Here is a 20,315-nt window from a genome sequence, read left to right as displayed (position 1 = left end):
GGGAGTTGTGATGGGTTACCGCATCCTGGAGACCGAGGACATCCCGGCGTACCTGCGGGAGCGCGGCCACTGGAGTCAGGCCGGCGACCCCGAGGTCCGCGAGGTCTCCGACGGCAACATGAACCGGGTCTTCCTCGCCTCCCTCGCCGGCCGCAGCCTCGCGGTGAAGCAGGCGCTGCCCTGGGTACGGGTCGCCGGTCCCTCCTGGCCGATGAACCCCGACCGCGCGGACGCCGAGGCGCGCGCGTACGAGCGCGTCGCCCTCGTCGCCCCCGACAAGATCCCCGCGATCCTCGGCTACGACCCCGAGAACTACGCCCTCGTCATGGAGGACATGTCCGACCTGGAGGTCCTGCGCACGCTCCTCAACGAGGGCGCTTCGTACGGTACGCGGACGTCGGCGCGGATCGGCGAGTTCGTCGCCCAACTGACGTTCACGACCAGCGACTTCGGGATGCCGTCCGCCGAACGCAAGGCCCTGGTCGCCGCGTCGGTCAGCCCCGAGCTGTGCAAGATCACCGAGGACGTGGTGTTGTCGGAGCCGTACATCGAGCACGAACACAACCACTGGCTCCCGGAGTTGACGGACCTGGTGGCGGAGTTCCGTGCGGACGGGGTGCTGCGCACCGAGGTCGCCGACCTCCGCCACACGTTCATGACCAGCGCGCAAGCACTCCTGCACGGCGACCTCCACACGGGCAGCGTCATGGTGGGGGAGCGGGACGGCGCCCACGTGGTCCGCGTCTTCGACCCGGAGTTCTCCTTCGTCGGCCCGATCGGCTACGACCTGGGCCTGTACTGGGCGAACGCCCTCGTCTCGGAGGAACGCGCACGAGCCCTGGGCCGGTTGACGGACCACGCGGACCAACTCCGGCTCTCCTGGGAGGCGTTCGAGACGGAGTTCCGCCGCCTGTGGCCGACGCGGGTGGACACGTTCTTCGACGACGCCTACCTGGACCGCTTCCTGCGCCGGGTCTGGACGGACGCGATCGGCTACGCCGGCACGGAGATCGTCCGCCGCATCATCGGCTTCGCGCACCTGACGGACCTGACGACGCTGCCGGACCCGGTCCCGGCGTCGCGCAGGGCGCTGCTTCTGGGCCGTGAACTGATCGTGCGGCGCGAGGAGTTGACCGACGCGGAGTCGGTACGTCACCTCGTGGCCTCGCTGGCCTGAACCGCCTCGCTCTCCTGAAACCACTCCTCACCGGCAACCCACTGCCGCACCCAGCCGGCGAACCCCGGCGCACTGTGCGGCATCGCACCCGCTTCGGTGACGTGCCAGACGCGACCACGCTGCGGCCCGGTGACGACCAGGTGCCAGTCCATACCGCACCCGTCCGTCCCCAGGTTCAGCGAGCCGTGGTGGAAGACCCGCTCGACGACGGCGCCGGGGTCCTCGTGGCCCCCGTCGTCCTCCTCCCACACCCACGTCCCGGTGAGCGGGAAGGGCTCGGCCAGCCGCTGGCCCTCGGCGCTCTCGGCCAGTTCCACCCACCCGTACTCCGGCGGCCCTTGGCAGGAACCGTCCGCTGTCTCCGCCACGAGCGTGCGGTACGGCTCCGGCAGCACCACGCCGTGCGCCTCCTCGAACCGCCGCACCTCCTCCCAGCCCAGCGGTGACGTGTCTTCCCCGAACGCCTCCCGCAGCGCCGCGAGTTCTTCCGGATCGGCCTTCTCGATCTCCATGCCTCAGGAATAACACCCGGCACCGACAACCGGGCACACGAAAGGGGCGGCCCCCCTCCCGGCATCGGGAGGAGCCGCCCCTTTCGAGGTGATCGTTACTTCTTGTCGAGCAGGTCCTGGACCTTCGCCCGTACCTCGTCCGTGGCCAGGCCGCGGATCGTCAGGGTCGTGCGGCGGCGCAGGACGTCGTCCTGGGTCTCCGCCCACTCGTTGTCGCGGGCGTAGACGACCTGGGCCCAGATCTCCGGGGCGTCGGGGTGGACGCGCTCCGAGAGTTCAGGGTTCTCGTTCGCCAGGCGGGCGATGTCGAAGGCGAGGGAGCCGTAGTGGGTCGCGAGGTGCTTCGCCGTGTCCGCGGCCATGCGGGGGCCGGGGGCCGGGCTGTCGACCAGGAGGCGGTGGGCGACCGCGCGGGGGTTCGCCACGCCCGGGAGGGGGAGCTTCTTCGGCAGGGAGGAGACCGGCTCGAAGTCGTCGCCCAGGGGGTGGCCCGGCAGGGACTCCAGCTTCTGCATGACCGTACGGCCGATGTGCCGGAACGTCGTCCACTTGCCGCCCGCGACGGACAGCATCCCGCCCCGGCCCTCGGTGACGACGGTCTCCCGCTTCGCCTTGGCCGTGTCCCCGGGGCCGCCCGGCAGGACGCGCAGGCCCGCGAACGCGTACGTGATGTTGTCCCGGTCCAGCTGCTGGTCCCGGACGGAGAACGCGGCCTCGTCCAGGATCTGCGCCGTGTCCTTCTCGGTCACGGACACGTCCGCCGGGTCGCCCTCGTACTCCTCGTCCGTCGTCCCGAGGAGCAGCATGTCCTCCCAGGGCAGCGCGAACGTGATGCGGTACTTGTCGATCGGCGTCGCGAGCGCGGCCTTCCACGGGGAGGTCCGCTTGAGGACGAGGTGCGCGCCCTTGGAGAGCCGGATGGAGGGCGCCGCGTTCGGGTCCTCCATCTTGCGCAGGTGGTCCACCCACGGCCCGGTCGCGTTGAGGACGAGCCGCGCGTTGACCCCGAACTCGTCACCGGAGACCCCGTCCTTGAGGTCCGCGCCGGTCACCCGCCCGTTGGTGAAGCGCAGGCCGGTGACCTCGGCGTGGTTGAGGACGACCGCGCCGGCCTCGACCGCGCCGCGCACCGTCATCAGCGCCATGCGCGCGTCGTTCATCTGGTCGTCGCCGTACACCGCGACGGCCTTGAGGTTCTCGGTGCGCAGCTCCGGCACGTCCTGCGCCGCCTTCGCGGGCGACAGGAGGTGGCCGACGCCGTCACCGAACGCGGAGAGCGCGGAGTAGGCGAACACGCCCGCCCCGAGCTTCGCCGCGCCGTGCGGGCCGCCCTTGTAGACGGGCAGGTAGAACGTGAGCGGGTTCGCCAGGTGGGGGGCCACCTGACGGGACACCGCGCGCCGCTCGAAGTGGTTCTCCGCCACCAGCTTCACCGCGCCGGTCTGCAAGTAGCGCAGACCGCCGTGGAGCAGCTTGGAGGAGGCGGAGGAGGTGGCGCCGGCGAAGTCGCCGGCGTCGACCAGCGCCACCCGCAGACCGGACTGCGCGGCGTGCCAGGCGGTGGAGATGCCCAGGATGCCGCCGCCGATCACGAGAAGGTCGTACGACGCCTTGGAGAGCTGTTCCCGGGTCTCGGCGCGGCTCGGGTTGGAGCCGGAGGCCGGGTGCGTCCCCAGGGCAGGCACGGTCTGGAGGGTGGGCTGACTGGTCATGTCGGGTTCTTACTCCTCATCAGAGCTGTTGAGGGGGTGCTCGCTCAGCTCTCGTCCTCGATCCAGCCCATGGTCCGCTCGACGGCCTTGAGCCAGGTCTTGTACTCACGGTCGCGGGTCTCCGCGTCCATGCGGGGGGTCCACTCGGCGGCCCGGCGCCAGTTGGCGCGCAGGTCGTCGGTGCTGGTCCAGAAGCCGACGGCGAGGCCGGCGGCGTAGGCGGCGCCGAGGCAGGTCGTCTCGGCGACCATCGGGCGCACCACCGGCGCGTCCACGAAGTCCGAGAGGGTCTGCATCAGCAGGTTGTTGGAGGTCATGCCGCCGTCGACCTTGAGGGCCGCGAGCTCGACGCCGGAGTCCTTCGTCATGGCGTCGGTGATCTCACGGGTCTGCCAGGCCGTGGCCTCCAGGACGGCGCGCGCGAGGTGCGCCTTCGTGACGTACCGGGTCAGGCCGGCGATCACGCCGCGGGCGTCGGAGCGCCAGTGCGGGGCGAACAGGCCGGAGAACGCCGGGACGAAGTAGGCGCCGCCGTTGTCCTCGACGGACAGGGCGAGCGTCTCGATCTCGGCGGCGGTGGAGATGAGGCCCATCTGGTCGCGCATCCACTGCACCAGCGAGCCGGTGACCGCGATCGAGCCTTCCAGCGCGTAGACCGGGGCCTGGTCGCCGATGCGGTAGCCGACCGTGGTGAGCAGCCCGGAGTACGAGTTGATGATCTTCTCGCCGGTGTTCATCAGCATGAACGTGCCGGTGCCGTACGTGGACTTGGCCTCGCCCTCGGAGAAACAGGTCTGGCCGAACAGGGCCGCCTGCTGGTCGCCGAGCGCGGAGGCGACCGGGATGCCGCCGAGCAGCTCGCCCAGCGGGCCGCCGGTGACCTCGCCGTAGACCTCGGCGGAGGAGCGGATCTCGGGGAGCATCTGCATCGGCACGCCGATGGACTCCGCGATCTTCTCGTCCCACGCGAGGGTGTGCAGGTTCATCAGCATCGTGCGCGAGGCGTTGGTGACGTCGGTGTAGTGCTTGCCGCCGTCGACGCCGCCGGTCAGGTTCCAGATGACCCAGCTGTCCATCGTGCCGAAGAGGATGTCGCCCGCCTCGGCGCGCTCGCGCAGGCCCTCGACGTTGTCGAGCAGCCAGCGGGCCTTGGGGCCGGCGAAGTAGGAGGCCAACGGGAGGCCGGTCTCGCGGCGGAAGCGGTCCTGGCCGACGTTGCGGCCCAGCTCCTTGCAGAGGGCGTCCGTACGCGTGTCCTGCCAGACGATCGCGTTGTGGACGGGCTCACCGGTGTTCTTGTCCCACAGCAGCGTCGTCTCGCGCTGGTTGGTGATGCCGATGGCCTTGATGTCGTCGCGCGTGATGCCCGCCTTGGCGATGGCGCCGGCGACGACCTCCTGGACGTTCGTCCAGATCTCGTTCGCGTCGTGCTCGACCCAGCCCGGCTTCGGGAAGATCTGCTCGTGCTCCTTCTGGTCGACGGAGACGATCCGGCCGTCCTTGTCGAAGACGATGCAGCGGCTGGAGGTGGTGCCCTGGTCGATCGCGGCGATGAACGGGCCGGTGGTGTGAGCGTCGGTCACTGTCTGCTCCTGGGTTCCGTGGTTATGGGGCTTGACGATCGGCGTTCGCCGAGAGTTTCGAAAACCCGTACCTCGTACGGGTGAAACCCGCGGCTGCTAGACGAACGCGACGTTGTAGAGACCCGCGGCGAGAGCGGCGCCGACGAGCGGGCCCACCACCGGGATCCAGGCGTAGCCCCAGTCGGAACCGCCCTTGTTGGGCAGCGGCAGGAGCGCGTGCACGATGCGCGGACCGAGGTCACGGGCCGGGTTGATCGCGTAGCCCGTCGGGCCACCGAGGGACAGACCGACCGCGACGACCACGAGAGAGGTGATCAGGGCGCCGATCACGCCGAGGCCCTTGCCGCTGTCGTTGAGACCCTGCGTCAGGATCGCGATCACCAGGACGAACGTACCGATGATCTCGGTGGCGAGGTTCTGCCAGACCACCCGGATCTCCGGGCCGGTGGAGAAGATGCCCAGGACCGGGCCCGCGCCCTGTTCCCGCGCCTCGATGGCCTTGGTGGCCGTCGCGTCGGTGTCGCCGACGATCTCCTTGTCGGTGAGGTGCGCGTGGAAGTGGCCGTAGTAGGCGATCCACACCAGAGTCGCGCCGATCATGGCGCCGAGCAGCTGCCCGCCCCAGTAGATCGGGACGTCGCTCCAGTCGATGCCGTCCTTCTTGAGCGCGAGCGCCAGCGTCAGGGCCGGGTTGAGATGCGCGCCGGAGAGCGGTCCGGTGGTGTAAGCGGCCGTCAGAACGGCAAAACCCCACCCGAAGGTGATGGCGAGCCAGCCGGCGTTGCGGGCCTTCGAGCCCTTGAGTACCACGGCCGCGACCACGCCGCCGCCGAGCAGGATGAGCAGGGCGGTACCTATGGTCTCGCCGATGAAGATGTCGGAGCTGGACACCCGCGACTCCTTTGTCCTTCGTCCAGGGGAAGCCGAACCCCGGGTCCCTCCGGGAGTTCCGTGCTCTCGGGAGTGAGAGCGATACCGGCCCTTGGCACTGTCACACTCTAGCGCGTATTGCCGATAGGTGTTCGACAATGCCGACCAATGGACGGGAGTCTTGTCCCGGTGTGACGCGTGCGTCAAGAGTTCTGTTATCGGAAACGCGATCGTTATTGATAGCCAGGGGTTATCGGTCTTCGCGGGATCGGTCCGTTTCTGATCACTTATGTCCGGATCAGGGTATGCCGAGAACCGGAACGTCGCCCGACGTCCCGGTGGCCTCTTACGTACTTCTCAGAACCTGCCCGCACCCAGATCCCGCGACACCGCACGCGCGCAGTCCCGCACCGACGCGATCAGCTCCGGCCGCAGCTCGCCGTCCGGACACAGCCGCTCCACCGCGCCGGTGATCCCCACCGCGCCCACCGGCATCCGCCGCCGGTCGTGGATCGGCGCCGCGACCGACGCGACACCCTCCCAGGTCTCCTCCACGTCCGCCGCGTACCCCCGCGCGCGCGTGATGTCGAGAACCTGCTCGAACACCTTCGGATCGCACACCGTACGGTCCGTGAACGACCTGCGCTCCGACTCCAGCGCCTCGCTGTGCGCGACCGGGTCGTACGCCGACAGCACCTTGCCCAGCGCCGTCGAGTGCAGCGGCTGCATCGCCCCGATCTCCAGCACCTGCCGGCTGTCGTCCGGCCGGAACACGTGGTGCACGATCAGCACGCCCTGCTGGTGCAGCACCCCCAGGTGCACGCTCTCGCCGCTCGCGCGCGCCAGATCGTCGGTCCACACCAGCGCCCGCGCGCGCAGCTCGTGCACGTCCAGGTAGGTCGTCCCCAGGCGCAGCAGCTCCGCGCCCAGCTGGTACCGCCCCGACGCGTCGTCCTGCTCCACGAACCCCTCCTGCTGGAGGGTCCGCAGGATCCCGTGCGCCGTGCCCTTCGCCAGCCCCAGGGCCGAGGCGATGTCCGACAGGCCCAGCCGACGCTCGCCGCCCCCGAGGAGCCGCAGCATCGCTGCCGCCCGTTCGAGCGACTGGATGTTCCGTGCCATCGCCGTCCTGCCTCCGTCCCCTTCGACCGCCGTACGTCCACACCGGCCGCGTGCCCATGGCCCACCCGCACAGCCACGGTTCGACAATGCCGAACACTACCGGTCCATGCCGACCTCCTGCCAACGACCGTCACCCGCGTGTTCCCCCGCATTCCACCCTCCGGAACCCCCGAAGTGTCCGCGCACCAGGACGAACCGGATCCTCCTGGCCGGACGAGAATCACTCGACCCCCGCGTTTCGTCCCGTGGAACAACCTGACGGCACACCCCCGGTCCCCGCTACCCTGGCCTCAAAGCCGACAGCCGTCGCATCTGAGGGAGCCCATACATGGCCTCTGTGCCGCTGACCCCTTCCGCCGACAGCCGGACCCGTGTGTCCGCGCTCCGAGAGGCGCTCGCCACCCGCGTGGTGGTCGCCGACGGAGCGATGGGCACGATGCTCCAGGCCCAGGAGCCGACCCTGGAGGACTTCCAGGACCTAGAGGGCTGCAACGAGATCCTGAACCTGACCCGGCCGGACATCGTCCGCTCCGTCCACGAGGCGTACTTCGACGCCGAGGTCGACTGCGTCGAGACGAACACGTTCGGCGCCAACTTCGCGGCCCTCGCCGAGTACGACATCCCCGAGCGCGTCCACGAACTCTCCGAGTCCGGCGCCCGCATCGCGCGGGAGACCGCCGACGCCTACACCGCGAGGGACGGCCGCCAGCGCTGGGTCCTCGGCTCCATCGGCCCCGGCACGAAACTCCCGACCCTGGGCCACGTCGCCTACACGACCATCCGGGACGCGTTCCAGCAGAACGCCGAGGGCCTCATCGAGGGCGGCGCCGACGCCCTGATCGTCGAGACCACCCAGGACCTCCTCCAGACGAAGGCCGCGGTGATCGGCGCCCAGCGGGCCCGCGAGCTCGCCGGGATCGACGTACCGATCATCGTCTCGGTCACCGTCGAGACCACCGGCACGATGCTGCTCGGCTCCGAGATCGGCGCCGCGCTCACCGCGCTGGAACCTCTCGGCATCGACATGATCGGCATGAACTGCGCGACCGGCCCGGCCGAGATGAGCGAGCACCTGCGCTACCTCGCCCGCAACTCCCGCATCCCCCTGTCCTGTATGCCGAACGCGGGCCTGCCCGTCCTCGGCAAGGACGGCGCCAGCTACCCCCTCACGGCTCCCGAACTCGCCGACGCCCACGAGACGTTCGTCCGCGACTACGGCCTCAGCCTGGTCGGCGGCTGCTGCGGCACCACTCCCGAGCACCTGCGCCAGCTCGTCCACCGCGTCCGGGGCATCGCCCCCACCCCGCGCGACCCGCGCCCGGAACCCGGCGCCGCGTCCCTGTACCAGACCGTCCCGTTCCGCCAGGACACCGCGTACATGGCCATCGGCGAACGCACCAACGCCAACGGCTCCAAGAAGTTCCGCGACGCCATGCTGGAGGCCCGCTGGGACGACTGCGTGGAGATCGCCCGCGAACAGATCCGCGAAGGCGCCCACATGCTGGACCTCTGCGTGGACTACGTCGGCCGCGACGGCGTCGCCGACATGGACGAACTCGCCGGCCGTCTCGCCACCGCCTCGACGCTCCCGATCGTCCTGGACTCCACCGAGGTGGACGTCATCCAGGCCGGCCTGGAGAGGCTCGGCGGACGCGCGGTCATCAACTCCGTCAACTACGAGGACGGCGACGGCCCGGAGTCCCGCTTCGCGAAGGTCACCCGTCTCGCGCAGGAACACGGCGCCGCCCTGATCGCCCTGACCATCGACGAGGAGGGCCAGGCCCGCACCCCCGAGAAGAAGGTCGAGATCGCCGAACGCCTCATCGACGACCTCACCGGCAACTGGGGCATCCACGAGTCGGACATCCTCATCGACACCCTGACCTTCACCATCTGCACCGGCCAGGAGGAGTCCCGGGGCGACGGCATCGCCACCATCGAGGCGATCCGCGAACTCAAACGCCGCCACCCCGACGTACAGACCACCCTCGGCCTGTCCAACATCTCCTTCGGCCTCAACCCGGCCGCCCGCATCCTCCTGAACTCGGTCTTCCTCGACGAATGCGTCAAGGCCGGACTCGACTCCGCGATCGTCCACGCGAGCAAGATCCTCCCCATCGCCCGCTTCAGCGAGGAGGAGGTCACCACCGCCCTCGACCTCGTGTACGACCGCCGCGCGGAGGGCTACGACCCCCTCCAGAAGCTGATGGCGCTCTTCGAGGGCGCCACCGCCAAGTCCCTCAAGGCCGGCAAGGCCGAGGAACTCGCCGCGCTGCCCCTGGACGAACGCCTCCAGCGGCGCATCATCGACGGCGAGAAGAACGGCCTCGAAGCCGACCTCGACGAGGCACTGACCAGCCGCCCCGCGCTCGACATCGTCAACGACACCCTCCTGGAAGGGATGAAGGTCGTCGGCGAACTCTTCGGCTCCGGACAGATGCAGCTGCCGTTCGTCCTCCAGTCCGCCGAGGTCATGAAGAAGGCCGTCGCCCACCTCGAACCCCACATGGAGAAGTCGGACGCCGAGGGCAAGGGCACCATCGTCCTGGCCACCGTCCGCGGCGACGTCCACGACATCGGCAAGAACCTCGTCGACATCATCCTGTCCAACAACGGCTACAACGTCGTCAACCTCGGCATCAAACAGCCCGTCTCCGCGATCCTCGACGCCGCCGAGGAACACCGGGCCGACGTCATCGGCATGTCCGGACTCCTCGTGAAATCCACCGTGATCATGAAGGAGAACCTCCAGGAGCTCAACCAGCGCGGCCTGGCCGCCGACTACCCCGTCATCCTCGGCGGCGCCGCCCTCACCCGCGCCTACGTCGAACAAGACCTCCACGAGCTGTACGAGGGCGAGGTCCGCTACGCCCGCGACGCCTTCGAGGGCCTGCGCCTCATGGACGCCCTCATCGGCGTCAAGCGCGGCGTCCCCGGCGCCGCCCTCCCCGAGCTGAAACAGCGCCGCGTCCGCCCGGCAGCCGCCGTACAGACCGAGGAACGCCCCGAGGAGGAGGGACACGTCAGGTCGGACACCGCGACCGACAACCCCGTACCGAAAGCCCCCTTCGACGGCACCCGCATCATCAAGGGCATCCCCCTCAAGGACTACGCCAGCTGGCTCGACGAAGGCGCCCTCTTCAAGGGCCAGTGGGGCCTCAAGCAGGCCCGCGCGGGCGACGGGCCGACGTACGAGGAACTCGTCGAGAACGAGGGACGGCCCCGCCTGCGCGGCCTCCTCGACCGGCTCCAGACCGACAACCTCCTCGAAGCGGCCGTCGTGTACGGGTACTTCCCGTGCGTCTCCAAGGACGACGACCTGATCCTCCTCGACGAACAGGGCAACGAACGCACCCGCTTCACCTTCCCCCGCCAGCGCCGGGGCCGCCGCCTGTGCCTCGCCGACTTCTTCCGCCCCGAGGAGTCCGGCGAGACCGACGTCGTCGGCCTCCAGGTCGTCACCGTGGGAAACCGCATCGGCGAGGAGACCGCCAAGCTCTTCGAGGCCAACGCCTACCGCGACTACCTCGAACTGCACGGCCTGTCCGTCCAGCTGGCCGAAGCGCTCGCCGAGTACTGGCACGCCCGCGTACGCGCCGAACTCGGCTTCGGCGGCGAGGACCCCGCCGAGGTCACCGACATGTTCGACCTCAAGTACCGCGGCGCCCGCTTCTCCCTCGGCTACGGCGCCTGCCCCAACCTGGAGGACCGCGCCAAGATCGCCGAACTCCTCCAGCCCGAACGCATCGGCGTCCACCTCTCCGAGGAGTTCCAGCTCCACCCCGAACAGTCCACCGACGCGATCATCCTCCACCACCCGGAGGCGAAGTACTTCAACGCCCGCTGAACCCTCCGGCCCGCCACCGCGTCTGTAAGAACCCGGGCCGGAACAAACGAGACGCGCCCCGACCGATCGAGTCGTACACTTGTCGGTCCACCGCAGGCCGGTCGCCTCCCCACCCGGGAAGTGACCGGCCTGCGTGTCCCTCTCGTCCCACAAGGAGGTCGTGGATGACCAGTACGGTCCCCGCACCCGCAGCGCTCACCGCCGAGGGCTCCGCCCTCCAGGCCGTCCTCCTCGACATGGACGGCACCCTGGTGGACACCGAAGGCTTCTGGTGGGACGTCGAGGTCGAGATCTTCGCCGGCCTCGGCCACACCCTCGACGACTCCTGGCGGCACGTCGTGGTCGGCGGCCCCATGACCCGCAGCGCCGGCTTCCTCATCGAGGCCACCGGCGCCGACATCACCTTCGACGAACTCTCCGTCCTGCTCAACGACGGCTTCGAGGACCGCATCGGCCGCGCCCTGCCACTGATGCCCGGCGCCGCCCGCCTGCTCGCCGAACTCGCCGCGCACGACGTGCCGACGGCCCTGGTCTCCGCCTCCCACCGGCGCATCATCGACCGCGTCCTCGCCGCGCTCGGCCCCCAGCACTTCCGGTTCTCCGTCGCCGGCGACGAGGTCGCCCGCACCAAGCCGCACCCCGAGCCCTACCTCCTCGCGGCCTCCCGGCTCGGCGTGGATCCGGCCAGATGCGCGGTCATCGAGGACACCGCGACCGGCGTCGCCGCCGCCGAGGCCGCCGGATGCCAGGTCGTGGCCGTCCCGTCGGTCGCCCCGATCGCCCCCGCCACCCGCCGCACCGTCGTCCCGTCCCTGGAACACGTCGACGTGACGTTCCTGCGCGCACTCGTGACCGGCTGACGGAAACCCCCCGCGGCCTGGGAGTTCACGGACGGCAGCGGATCTCCGGGATTCCCGGGGAACGACCGGAATTCCGCCCCGCCGCGATGTGACCTTCCCCACTCGCGGACGGGGATTCCGGCGCGCTCCGGACCGGTCAAGTGTCCCGATTGATGGACCGCTGCACGAAACATTCCAGGCCCGATTCTCCGGTCCGTCCATACCTGGCTCCACAGCGTGAGGAACCGTCAACTCCGCTCCCCGCAAGCCGACGCGCGGACGCCCACTAACCTCGTACAGAACAACCCCGAGAACCCCGCGATCGTCGCCGCGAACCGACCGGCGAGACACCGAGATCCCGACGACAAGGCACGTACACGTGAACAAGCGCACCCAGTGGCCGGTCCTCCCGATCGTGGCAGGGCTCGCCTCCGGCCTGCTGGCCGGCTGCGGCTCCGAGAACGGCTCCTCCGGGGGCAGCGGCTCCTCCGTGGTCATGGGGATGTCCGACGACGTCCTCGCCACCGACCCCGCCTCCGGCTACGACCCCGGCTCCTGGCTGCTGTTCAACAACGTCTTCCAGTCCCTGCTCTCCTTCCCCAAGGGCGGCACCGACCCCGAGCCGGACGCCGCGAAGGAGTGCACCTTCACCGACACCGAGACCAAGGTCTACGAGTGCACCCTGAAATCGGGACTGAAGTTCAGCAACGGTGACTCCCTCACCTCCGAGGACGTCAAGTACTCCTTCGACCGCACGCTGAAGATCAACGACGAGTCCGGCCCCGCGATCATGTTCCCCATGCTCGACAAGGTCGAGGCCCCCGACGAACACACCGTCGTCTTCCGCCTCAAGGTCGCCGACGCCACCTTCCCCAGCAAACTCGCCTCCGGCGCCGGCTCCATCGTCGACCGCAAGCAGTACGACGCGAACGGCCTGCGCAAGGACGACAAAGCCGTCGGTTCCGGCCCCTACACACTCGAATCCTTCGGCGAGGACCAGGCCGTGTTCTCCGTCAACGAGAACTACAAGGGAAACGCCCAGGTCAAGAACTCCGGCGTCACCCTCAAGTTCTTCCACGGCGACCAGGCGGGCCTCAAGAAAGCCCTCCTCGACGGCAAGGTCGACATCGCCTACCGGGGCCTGACCGCCGCCGACATCACCGACGTCCAGCAGAGCGCCGACACCAAGGACGTCGAAGTCGTCGAAGGCTCCAGCGCCGAGGTCCAGCACCTCGTCTTCAACATGAAGGACCCCGTCGCCGGGAAACTCCCCGTCCGCCGCGCCATCGCCTACCTCATCGACCGCGACGCCCTCATCAAGGACGTGTACCAGGGCACCGCCGACCCCCTGTACTCGATCATCCCCGCGGGCATCGCCGGTCACAACACCGCCTTCTTCGACCGCTACGGCGCCCGCCCCTCCGCCGAGAAGGCCGAAGAGGCCCTGCGCGCCGGCGGCATCACCGACAAGGTCGAACTCACCCTCTGGTCCACGCCGTCCCGCTACGGCCCCGCCACCGACCAGGAGCTCAAGACCATCGCCGCCCAGCTCAACGCGAGCGGCCTCTTCGACGCCAAGGTCAAGTCCGTCGCCTTCGACCAGTACGAGAAGGACATCGAGGCCGGCAAGTACGGCGTCTACGTCAAGGGCTGGGTCCCCGACTACCCCGACGCCGACAACTTCACCGCCCCCTTCTTCGGCGACGGCAACGTCCTGAACAACCGCTACACCAACGAGACCATCACCGGCACCCTCATCCCCCGCACCGCCGCCCAGAGCAACCGCGCCAACACCGACACCGACTACGCCCAGCTCCAGGACATCGTCGCCGACCAGCTCCCCATCCTCCCCGTCTGGCAGGCCAAGCAGTACGCCGTCACCCGGGACGCGGTCTACGGCCTCGAATACTGCCTCGACGCGTCGACGGTCTTCCGCTTCTGGGAACTCAGCAAGGGCTGAGGAATTTCCGGTACTTCCGGTACGACGACGGGGCGCCCCTTCTCGAAGGGACGCCCCGCGTCGGTGTGCCGGAGGCCGACTACTGCGCTCCCGGCCGCACCAAACCGCTCTCGTACGCGTACACCGCCGCCTGCACCCGGTCCCGCAGGCCCAGCTTCGTCAGGACGTGGCCCACGTGCGTCTTGACCGTCGTCTCGCTCACGAACAGGTCCGCCGCGATCTCCGCGTTCGACAGGCCCCGGGCGACCAGCTTCAGGACCTCGACCTCGCGGTCGGTCAGGGTGTGCAGGGTGTCGGGGACCGGGTCGTCGCCGGACGGCAGGTGCGTCGCGTACTTGTCCAGCAGGCGGCGCGTGATGCTGGGCGCGAGCATCGCCTCGCCGCCCGCTACCACCCTGATCGCCTGCACCAGCTCGTTCGCCGGCGCGTCCTTCAGCAGGAAGCCGCTGGCCCCCGCGCGCAGGGCCTCCACGACGTACTCGTCCAGGTCGAACGTCGTCAGCACCAGGACCTTCGCCGGGCCGTTGCGCTCCGGGCCCGTGATCTGCCGGGTCGCCTCCACGCCGTCCATCCGCGGCATCCGGATGTCCATCAGCACCACGTCGGGCTGCAACGCCCGCACCTGGTCCAGCGCCTGGAGACCGTCACCGGCCTCCCCCACGACCGCGATGTCCTGCTCCGCCTCCAGAATCATCCGGAAGCCGGTACGCAGCAGCGGCTGGTCATCGACCAGTAGGACACGGATGGCCACGAAAGTCTCCTTCGATAGTCCGGGCCCATTCTGCCTTGCGGAGGGGGGAGGGGGCTGACCGGCCTGTGGCCGGTCACCCCTGAGGCTGTGGCTCCCGCAGGGTGGGCGGCTCGACCGGGAGCGGGTACGGCGGGGGCGTGCCGCCGAACTCCGGGCAGTGGAGCTGGTGGTCGCACCAGCCGCAGAGCTTGGTCGGGCGGGGGCGCCAGTCGCCGGTGCGGGTGGCCTCGCTGATCGCCTCCCACAGCGCGAGCAGTTTCCGTTCGACCCGTTCCAGGTCCGTGGGGTCGGGGTCGTACGTGATGACGTCGCCGCTGCCCAGGTACACGAGCTGGAGCCGGCGGGGGACCACGTTCTTCAGGCGCCACACCACCAGCGCGTAGAACTTCATCTGGAACAGGGCACCCTCCGCGTACTCCGGCCGCGGCGCCTTGCCCGTCTTGTAGTCGACGATCCGCACCTCGCCGGTCGGCGCGACGTCGACCCGGTCGATGATCCCGCGCAGCGTCAGCCCCGACTCCAGCTCGGCCTCGACGAACAACTCCCGCTCCGCGGGCTCCAGTCGCGTCGGATCCTCCAGCGTGAACCACCGCTCCACGAGCCGCTCCGCCTCACCCAGCCACCGGGCGAGCCGCTCTCCTTCCGGATCGTCCGTGAACAGCTCGGCCACCTCGGGCCGGTGCTCCCGCAGCCTCTCCCACTGCCCCGGCACCAACCCCTTCGCCCTCGGCACGGTCCGCTCCCCGGCCGGCGCGTCGAACAGCCTCTCCAGCACCGAGTGCACCAGCGTCCCCCGAGTCGCCGCCTCACTCGGCTTCTCCGGCAGCCGGTCGATCACCCGGAACCGGTACAGCAACGGACACTGCATGAAGTCACTGGCACGGGAGGGGGAGAGGGAGGCGGGAGCGGCGGGAGTGCGGGAGGCCGGGGCGCCAGGGGTACGGGGGGCCGGGGCGCCGGGGGCGCGGGAGCCCGGGACGCTGGAGTCGAGGGCGGGGGGCGGCGGGGAGGCAGGGGTGCTGGAGTCGGGGATGCGTGTCGGCGGGGAGGCAGAGGTGCTGGAGTCGGGGATGGGTGTCGGCGGAGAGGCGGGGGAGTGGAGCGGGGGCTCGTCGGAGGGGGAAGGGGCAGAAGGAGAAGGGGCAGCGGGAGAGGCACCGCCGGCGGAAGTCTCGGCGGAGGAAACCTCGTCAGCCGCAGCTCCGTCGGCGCAAGTCCCACCGTCGGAAGCCCCGGCAGCAGAAGCCCCGCCGACGGAGGCGCCACGGCCGACGGCAGCCAGAGAGACATACGCGGCGACCTCCCCCACGCCACCGACGCCGGCCCCCTCGCCACCACCCCCGCCGTCCGCCCCCTCGACACCCACCCCACCCACCCGCGCGACCAACGCCGCCACCGCGTCGGCAGCACGACCCGCAGCTCTGCCCGAGGACGCCGGGGGAGCGGCGGAGGCACCGTCGGAGACAGCCGCCTCACCGGCGCCGTAAGCGGAAGCGGCACCGGACGCCGCGACAGGCACCCCCGCCACCACGGGCCGCACATCCCCAGCCCTCAACCGCCCGACAACCGCACCACCACCGGAGGTCCTGCGGGCCTCCGCCACACCCTCGCTGCTGCTCTCCATGCCCCAGACCCTACGACCCGCCACTGACAGTCACCCACATCCCGCCCGCGCGCTTCCCGACAGCCGGGCGAACACAGGGGGTGCCGGGGCGGAACGCGTCGCGACGGCCGCATACCATCGGTCACAGACCCTTCCGCCCGGCAGGAGCGGGAGACCTTTCGATCGAGGGGACACCGTGGTGGAAAGCGGCGGAAGCGGGCAGCCGCGGCCGGACAACGAACAGCCGACCGAGCACCCCTCCGACCCCGCACCCAAGGCGTCCAAGCCCCCCCACGCCCCCGAACCCCCCACGAACGACTCCCCCGACGAAACGACCCGCCAGATCCGCCTCCCCGCCGACACCGCACACCCCGAAGCCCCCTCGACCGCGCCTCCTCAGCCGGCCGAGCCGGAACACCCCGAAGAACCTCCGACCGGGAGCGACACCCCGGCCTCCGGCCCCCAGCCGTCCGACGACGCGACCCGGCACCTGAGCCACCCCGCCGAGCCCGAGGCCCCCAGCACCCCGGCCGACTCCGACGCCCAGCCCTCCGGCGACGTGCCCCGGCCCCTCAGCCGCCCGACGGAACCCGAGCGAGCCGCCCCCAGCCCCCAGCCCCCCGCAGAGCCGCAGCCCGACGAAACGACCCGCCAGATCCGCCTCCCCGCCGAGCCCAGCGCCCAGCCGACCGACGACACGACCCGGCAGCCCAGCCGCCCCGTCGATCCCGAGCGCCCGAGCGACACGTCCGCCCCGAGCCCCCAGCCCTCCGCAGAGCCGCAGCCCGACGAAACGACCCGCCAGATCCGCCTCCCCGCCGAGCCCGCGCGTCCCGAGAAGCCCCAGCCCCCCACCCCCAGCCCCTACACCACCCCCGACACCCACCCCGACCGTACGCACGCGCACGGTCACGCCGGGGCCGGGAAGAAGGAGGCCGAGAAAGCGCGGGAACCCCGCAGCGGGATTCTCATGGGGCGGCCGTTCGGGGTGCCCGTGTACGTCGCGCCGAGCTGGTTCCTCGTCGCCGCGCTCATCACCTGGGTGTTCGGCGGACAACTGGACCGCGTGCTTCCGGAACTCGGCGCCGGGCGCTACCTCGTCGCCCTCTTCTTCGCCGTAGCCTTCTACGCTTCCGTACTGATCCACGAACTCGCCCACACGGTAGCCGCCCTCCGCTTCGAACTCCCCGTCCGCCGCATCCAGTTGCAGTTCTTCGGCGGCGTCTCGGAGATCGAGAAGGAAGCGGAGACACCGGGCCGGGAGTTCTGGCTCGCGTTCGTCGGCCCGCTGCTGTCCCTCGTCCTGTCCGGCCTGTTCTACCTGGCGATGCTCCTGGTGGAACCGGGCACGGTCCCCGGCGTCCTGCTGGCCGGCCTGATGATCTCCAACCTGATCGTGGCGATCTTCAACCTCCTCCCCGGCCTCCCCCTGGACGGCGGCCGGATGCTGCGCGCGGTCGTCTGGAAGATCACCGGCAAGCCGATGAACGGCACGATCGCCGCGGCCTGGGTCGGCAGGGCGCTCGCCGTCTCCGTCCTGATCGGCCTCCCCCTGCTCACCCAGTCCGGCGCACTCGGCACGACCGCCGAGGACAGCGTCGGCATGGACACGGTCACCGACGCCCTGCTCGCCGCGATCCTCGCCGCGATCATCTGGACCGGCGCCGGCAACAGCCTCCGCATGGCCCGCCTGCGCGAACACCTGCCCGAGCTGCGCGCCCGCAACCTCACCCGCCGCGCGGTCCCGGTGGAGACGGACACCCCCCTCTCGGAGGCCCTGCGCCGGGCGAACGCGGCAGGCGCCCGCGCGCTGGTCGTCGTCGACGCCAACGGCGAACCCCTCTCCCTCGTCCGCGAGGCGGCCATCGTCGGCGTCCCCGAACACCGCCGCCCCTGGGTCGCCGTCAGCGGCCTGGCCCAGGACCTCACGGACGGCATGCGCGTCTCCGCCGAACTCGCCGGCGAGGACCTCCTCGACGTCCTGCGCGCCACCCCCGCCACCGAGTACCTCGTCGTCGAGGACACCGGCGAGATCTACGGCGTCCTGTCCGCCGCCGACGTCGAACGCGCCTTCGTGAAGGCCATGGCCCGCCCCAGCTGAGCGTGGTCGGCGGCCCCCCGAAACGCCGGTAGGCTGTTCACATGTCCGAACCGACCGGTGCCGCCCGCAGGCGCGGGCCCTTCAAGGTCGGGGACCAGGTTCAGCTGACCGACCCCAAGGGCCGCCACTACACGTTCACGCTCGAAGCCGGGAAGAACTTCCACACCCACAAGGGTTCCTTCCCGCACGACGAACTGATCGGCGCACCCGAGGGCAGCGTTGTCCGCACCACCGGGAACGTCGCCTACCTCGCGCTGCGCCCCCTGCTCCCCGACTACGTCCTGTCCATGCCCCGCGGGGCAGCCGTCGTCTACCCGAAGGACGCGGGACAGATCCTCGCCTTCGCCGACATCTTCCCCGGCGCCCGCGTCGTCGAGGCCGGCGTCGGCTCCGGCTCGCTCAGCAGCTTCCTGCTGCGCGCCGTCGGCGACCAGGGCATGCTGCACAGCTACGAGCGCCGCGAGGACTTCGCGGAGATCGCGCAGCAGAACGTGGAGCGCTACTTCGGGGGCCCGCACCCCGCCTGGCAGCTCACCGTCGGTGACCTCCAGGACAACCTGTCCGACACCGACGTCGACCGCGTCATCCTCGACATGCTCGCCCCCTGGGAGTGCCTGGAGGCCGTCTCCAAGGCGCTCGTCCCCGGCGGCATCCTCTGCTGCTACGTCGCGACCACCACCCAGCTCGCCCGGACCGTCGAGTCCATCCGCGAGATCGGCTCCTTCAACGAGCCCACCGCCTGGGAGTCGATGATCCGCAACTGGCACATCGAGGGCCTCGCCGTCCGCCCGGACCACCGCATGATCGGCCACACCGGCTTCCTCCTCACCGCCCGCCGCCTCGCCGACGGCGTCGAGCCGCCGATGCGCCGCCGCCGCCCCGCCAAGGGCGCCTACGGCGAGGACTACTCCGGCCCCAACGCCGACGCGGGTGCCGGGGACCGCTGACACCCCGTACAACGACCGCATGCCGCGGCCGAGTTCCCCCACAGCACCACGGAACCCGGCCGCGGCATCGTCGTACCGGCATCCTGTACGACCTTCACACCCCGCCGTTCCGCCACCCCTCCCTGTGTGGCAGCATGCTGGGCACCCCCCACGCATCCCCCCACGCACTCCCGCCCCCTTTCGGCACAGCCCCACAGGAGACGCGCTCTCGTGCAGCACCCCGTCGTCCCGGAACTGGCCCACACGCACACCCGACCGATCCACTGGGTCGCGACCGCCACCGCCCTCGCCGGAGTCGTCGCCCTCTCCTCGGTGATCCAGCCGGGACCCGCGACCGCCGCACAGCCCACGACGAAGGCGGACGACAGACCGGCCGCCGTCGCCCCCTCCGTACTCGGCGTGACGTTCCCGCTGGACTGCGGCCCCGTGAAGGCACTGGTCGTGAAACAGGCCGCCGGAGACCTCGACGGAGACGGACGGCCGGAAACCGTCGCCGTCGTCCACTGCGACGCCCCCATGGGCACCCCGCCCGACAGCGTGTACGTCCTCACCCGGGGCCCGAAGGACACCGCCCCGCGCGTCGTCGCCACCCTCGTCACCGCCCGGGACCGCAGCACGGTCACCGCCGTCACGGTCACCGACGGCGCCGTACGCGCGAGCATCCTCGGCTACTCCACGCCGGACGTGCCCCGTTGCTGCCCCGACGTCAAGAGCGACGCCCAGTGGCGGTGGAAGGACGGCGGGTTCATCCGCACGACACCGGCCGGCGCGCACAGCGTCTGAAACAAGCCACGTTTCCGGACCCGGGGTGACCGAACCGTCACTCCGCGTCCGGGCCGTACACCTCCACGCTGTCCGAAACGCGCCGTACATGAATGCACTCGCCCGGACACTCCCGCGCCGAATCCACCACATCCGCCAGCAACGGCAACGGAACCGGAACCGCCGCACCCGGATGCTGCAACAGCTCGTCCCCGGGCCCCCGCACATACGCCAGCCCGTCGATGTCGAGCTCGAACACCTCCGGCGCGTACTGCGCGCAGATACCGTCCCCCGTGCAGAGATCCTGGTCGATCCAGACCTCCAGCGCACCCGCCTCCACGACCACGTCCACCACTCCCGAGACTCCCGCCGTTTAACACCGAGCCCCACGGGAACCATGCAGGCTCTGACCGCCGTTGAACACTTCGACCCTACCCGGACCCGCTTCCCAATCATGTTCGGTGGGTATTCCCCTGGCGTGAGGGAGAGCGCAAGGGTGAAGATCGGACACACCCCGACCGTCTTTGTG

At 70.4% G+C, this 20,315-nt stretch carries 15 protein-coding genes; 7 read left to right on the top strand and 8 right to left on the bottom strand.

Translation table 11 applies throughout. The features are described from left to right. Positions 1-10: 10 nt before the first annotated feature. The gene (mtnK, locus tag ACQCO7_RS08640) at positions 11-1,177 is read left to right on the top strand and encodes an S-methyl-5-thioribose kinase (RefSeq protein ID WP_464071256.1); all 1,167 of its coding nucleotides are present in this window, start codon (positions 11-13) and stop codon (positions 1,175-1,177) included. On the opposite strand, the gene ACQCO7_RS08635 is transcribed toward mtnK, so the two are convergent. From ACQCO7_RS08635 to ACQCO7_RS08615, 5 genes are all read right to left on the bottom strand, one after another. Next, a complete protein-coding gene (locus tag ACQCO7_RS08635; RefSeq protein ID WP_464071255.1) occupies positions 1,153-1,689 on the bottom strand; it encodes an SMI1/KNR4 family protein in 537 nt (178 codons plus the stop codon). The two genes, mtnK and ACQCO7_RS08635, sit on opposite strands and share 25 nt — an antisense overlap. Positions 1,690-1,784: 95 nt before the next feature. Further along, positions 1,785-3,401 carry a glycerol-3-phosphate dehydrogenase/oxidase gene (locus tag ACQCO7_RS08630; RefSeq protein ID WP_464071254.1) on the bottom strand — a complete coding sequence of 539 codons (1,617 nt, stop codon included), beginning with the start codon at positions 3,399-3,401 and terminating at the stop codon, positions 1,785-1,787. Positions 3,402-3,445: 44 nt separating this feature from the next. Beyond that, positions 3,446-4,984: a glycerol kinase GlpK gene (gene glpK, locus ACQCO7_RS08625; RefSeq protein ID WP_464071253.1), complete on the bottom strand. Its 1,539-nt coding sequence runs from the start codon at positions 4,982-4,984 to the stop codon at positions 3,446-3,448. A gap of 96 nt (positions 4,985-5,080) precedes the next feature. Next, on the bottom strand, positions 5,081-5,875 hold the full coding sequence (locus ACQCO7_RS08620; RefSeq protein ID WP_464071252.1) for an MIP/aquaporin family protein: 795 nt from the start codon (positions 5,873-5,875) through the stop codon (positions 5,081-5,083). A 336-nt stretch (positions 5,876-6,211) separates the two neighbouring features. Next, positions 6,212-6,976 carry an IclR family transcriptional regulator gene (locus ACQCO7_RS08615; protein WP_010350330.1) on the bottom strand — a complete coding sequence of 255 codons (765 nt, stop codon included), beginning with the start codon at positions 6,974-6,976 and terminating at the stop codon, positions 6,212-6,214. Positions 6,977-7,304: 328 nt separating this feature from the next. Here ACQCO7_RS08615 and metH point away from each other — a divergent pair, with 328 nt between their 5' ends. From metH to ACQCO7_RS08600, 3 genes are all read left to right on the top strand, one after another. Next, positions 7,305-10,823, top strand: a complete 3,519-nt coding sequence (gene metH, locus ACQCO7_RS08610; protein WP_464071251.1) for a methionine synthase — start codon at positions 7,305-7,307, stop codon at positions 10,821-10,823. Positions 10,824-10,987: 164 nt separating this feature from the next. After that, positions 10,988-11,683, top strand: a complete 696-nt coding sequence (locus ACQCO7_RS08605; RefSeq protein ID WP_464071250.1) for an HAD family hydrolase — start codon at positions 10,988-10,990, stop codon at positions 11,681-11,683. A gap of 358 nt (positions 11,684-12,041) precedes the next feature. Beyond that, positions 12,042-13,622 (top strand): ABC transporter substrate-binding protein, encoded by a 1,581-nt coding sequence (locus ACQCO7_RS08600; protein ID WP_464071249.1) that lies wholly within the window; start codon positions 12,042-12,044, stop codon positions 13,620-13,622. 79 nt (positions 13,623-13,701) lie between these two features. Here ACQCO7_RS08600 and ACQCO7_RS08595 read toward each other — a convergent pair whose 3' ends face one another. Next, complete coding sequence (locus ACQCO7_RS08595) at positions 13,702-14,373, bottom strand: response regulator (RefSeq protein WP_010350325.1); 672 nt, start codon at positions 14,371-14,373, stop codon at positions 13,702-13,704. 73 nt (positions 14,374-14,446) lie between these two features. After that, positions 14,447-15,406, bottom strand: coding sequence for a RecB family exonuclease (locus ACQCO7_RS08590; RefSeq protein WP_464077177.1), 960 nt, complete (start codon positions 15,404-15,406; stop codon positions 14,447-14,449). Between the two features lie 766 nt (positions 15,407-16,172). On the opposite strand from ACQCO7_RS08590, the gene ACQCO7_RS08585 reads away from it, so the two are divergent. From ACQCO7_RS08585 to ACQCO7_RS08575, 3 genes are all read left to right on the top strand, one after another. Further along, positions 16,173-18,077: a site-2 protease family protein gene (locus ACQCO7_RS08585; protein ID WP_464071248.1), complete on the top strand. Its 1,905-nt coding sequence runs from the start codon at positions 16,173-16,175 to the stop codon at positions 18,075-18,077. A 41-nt stretch (positions 18,078-18,118) separates the two neighbouring features. Continuing rightward, positions 18,119-19,024 (top strand): tRNA (adenine-N1)-methyltransferase, encoded by a 906-nt coding sequence (locus ACQCO7_RS08580; protein WP_409118368.1) that lies wholly within the window; start codon positions 18,119-18,121, stop codon positions 19,022-19,024. A 210-nt stretch (positions 19,025-19,234) separates the two neighbouring features. Continuing rightward, the gene (locus tag ACQCO7_RS08575) at positions 19,235-19,807 is read left to right on the top strand and encodes a hypothetical protein (RefSeq protein ID WP_464071247.1); all 573 of its coding nucleotides are present in this window, start codon (positions 19,235-19,237) and stop codon (positions 19,805-19,807) included. A gap of 37 nt (positions 19,808-19,844) precedes the next feature. On the opposite strand, the gene ACQCO7_RS08570 is transcribed toward ACQCO7_RS08575, so the two are convergent. Then, positions 19,845-20,138 (bottom strand): ferredoxin, encoded by a 294-nt coding sequence (locus tag ACQCO7_RS08570; protein ID WP_050374417.1) that lies wholly within the window; start codon positions 20,136-20,138, stop codon positions 19,845-19,847. Positions 20,139-20,315 lie beyond the last annotated feature (177 nt).

It is taken from the genome of Streptomyces saintjeani (assembly GCF_055409605.1).
The sequence above is the reverse complement of the archived record's forward strand: the minus strand, read 5'-3'. Positions and strand labels throughout refer to the sequence as shown.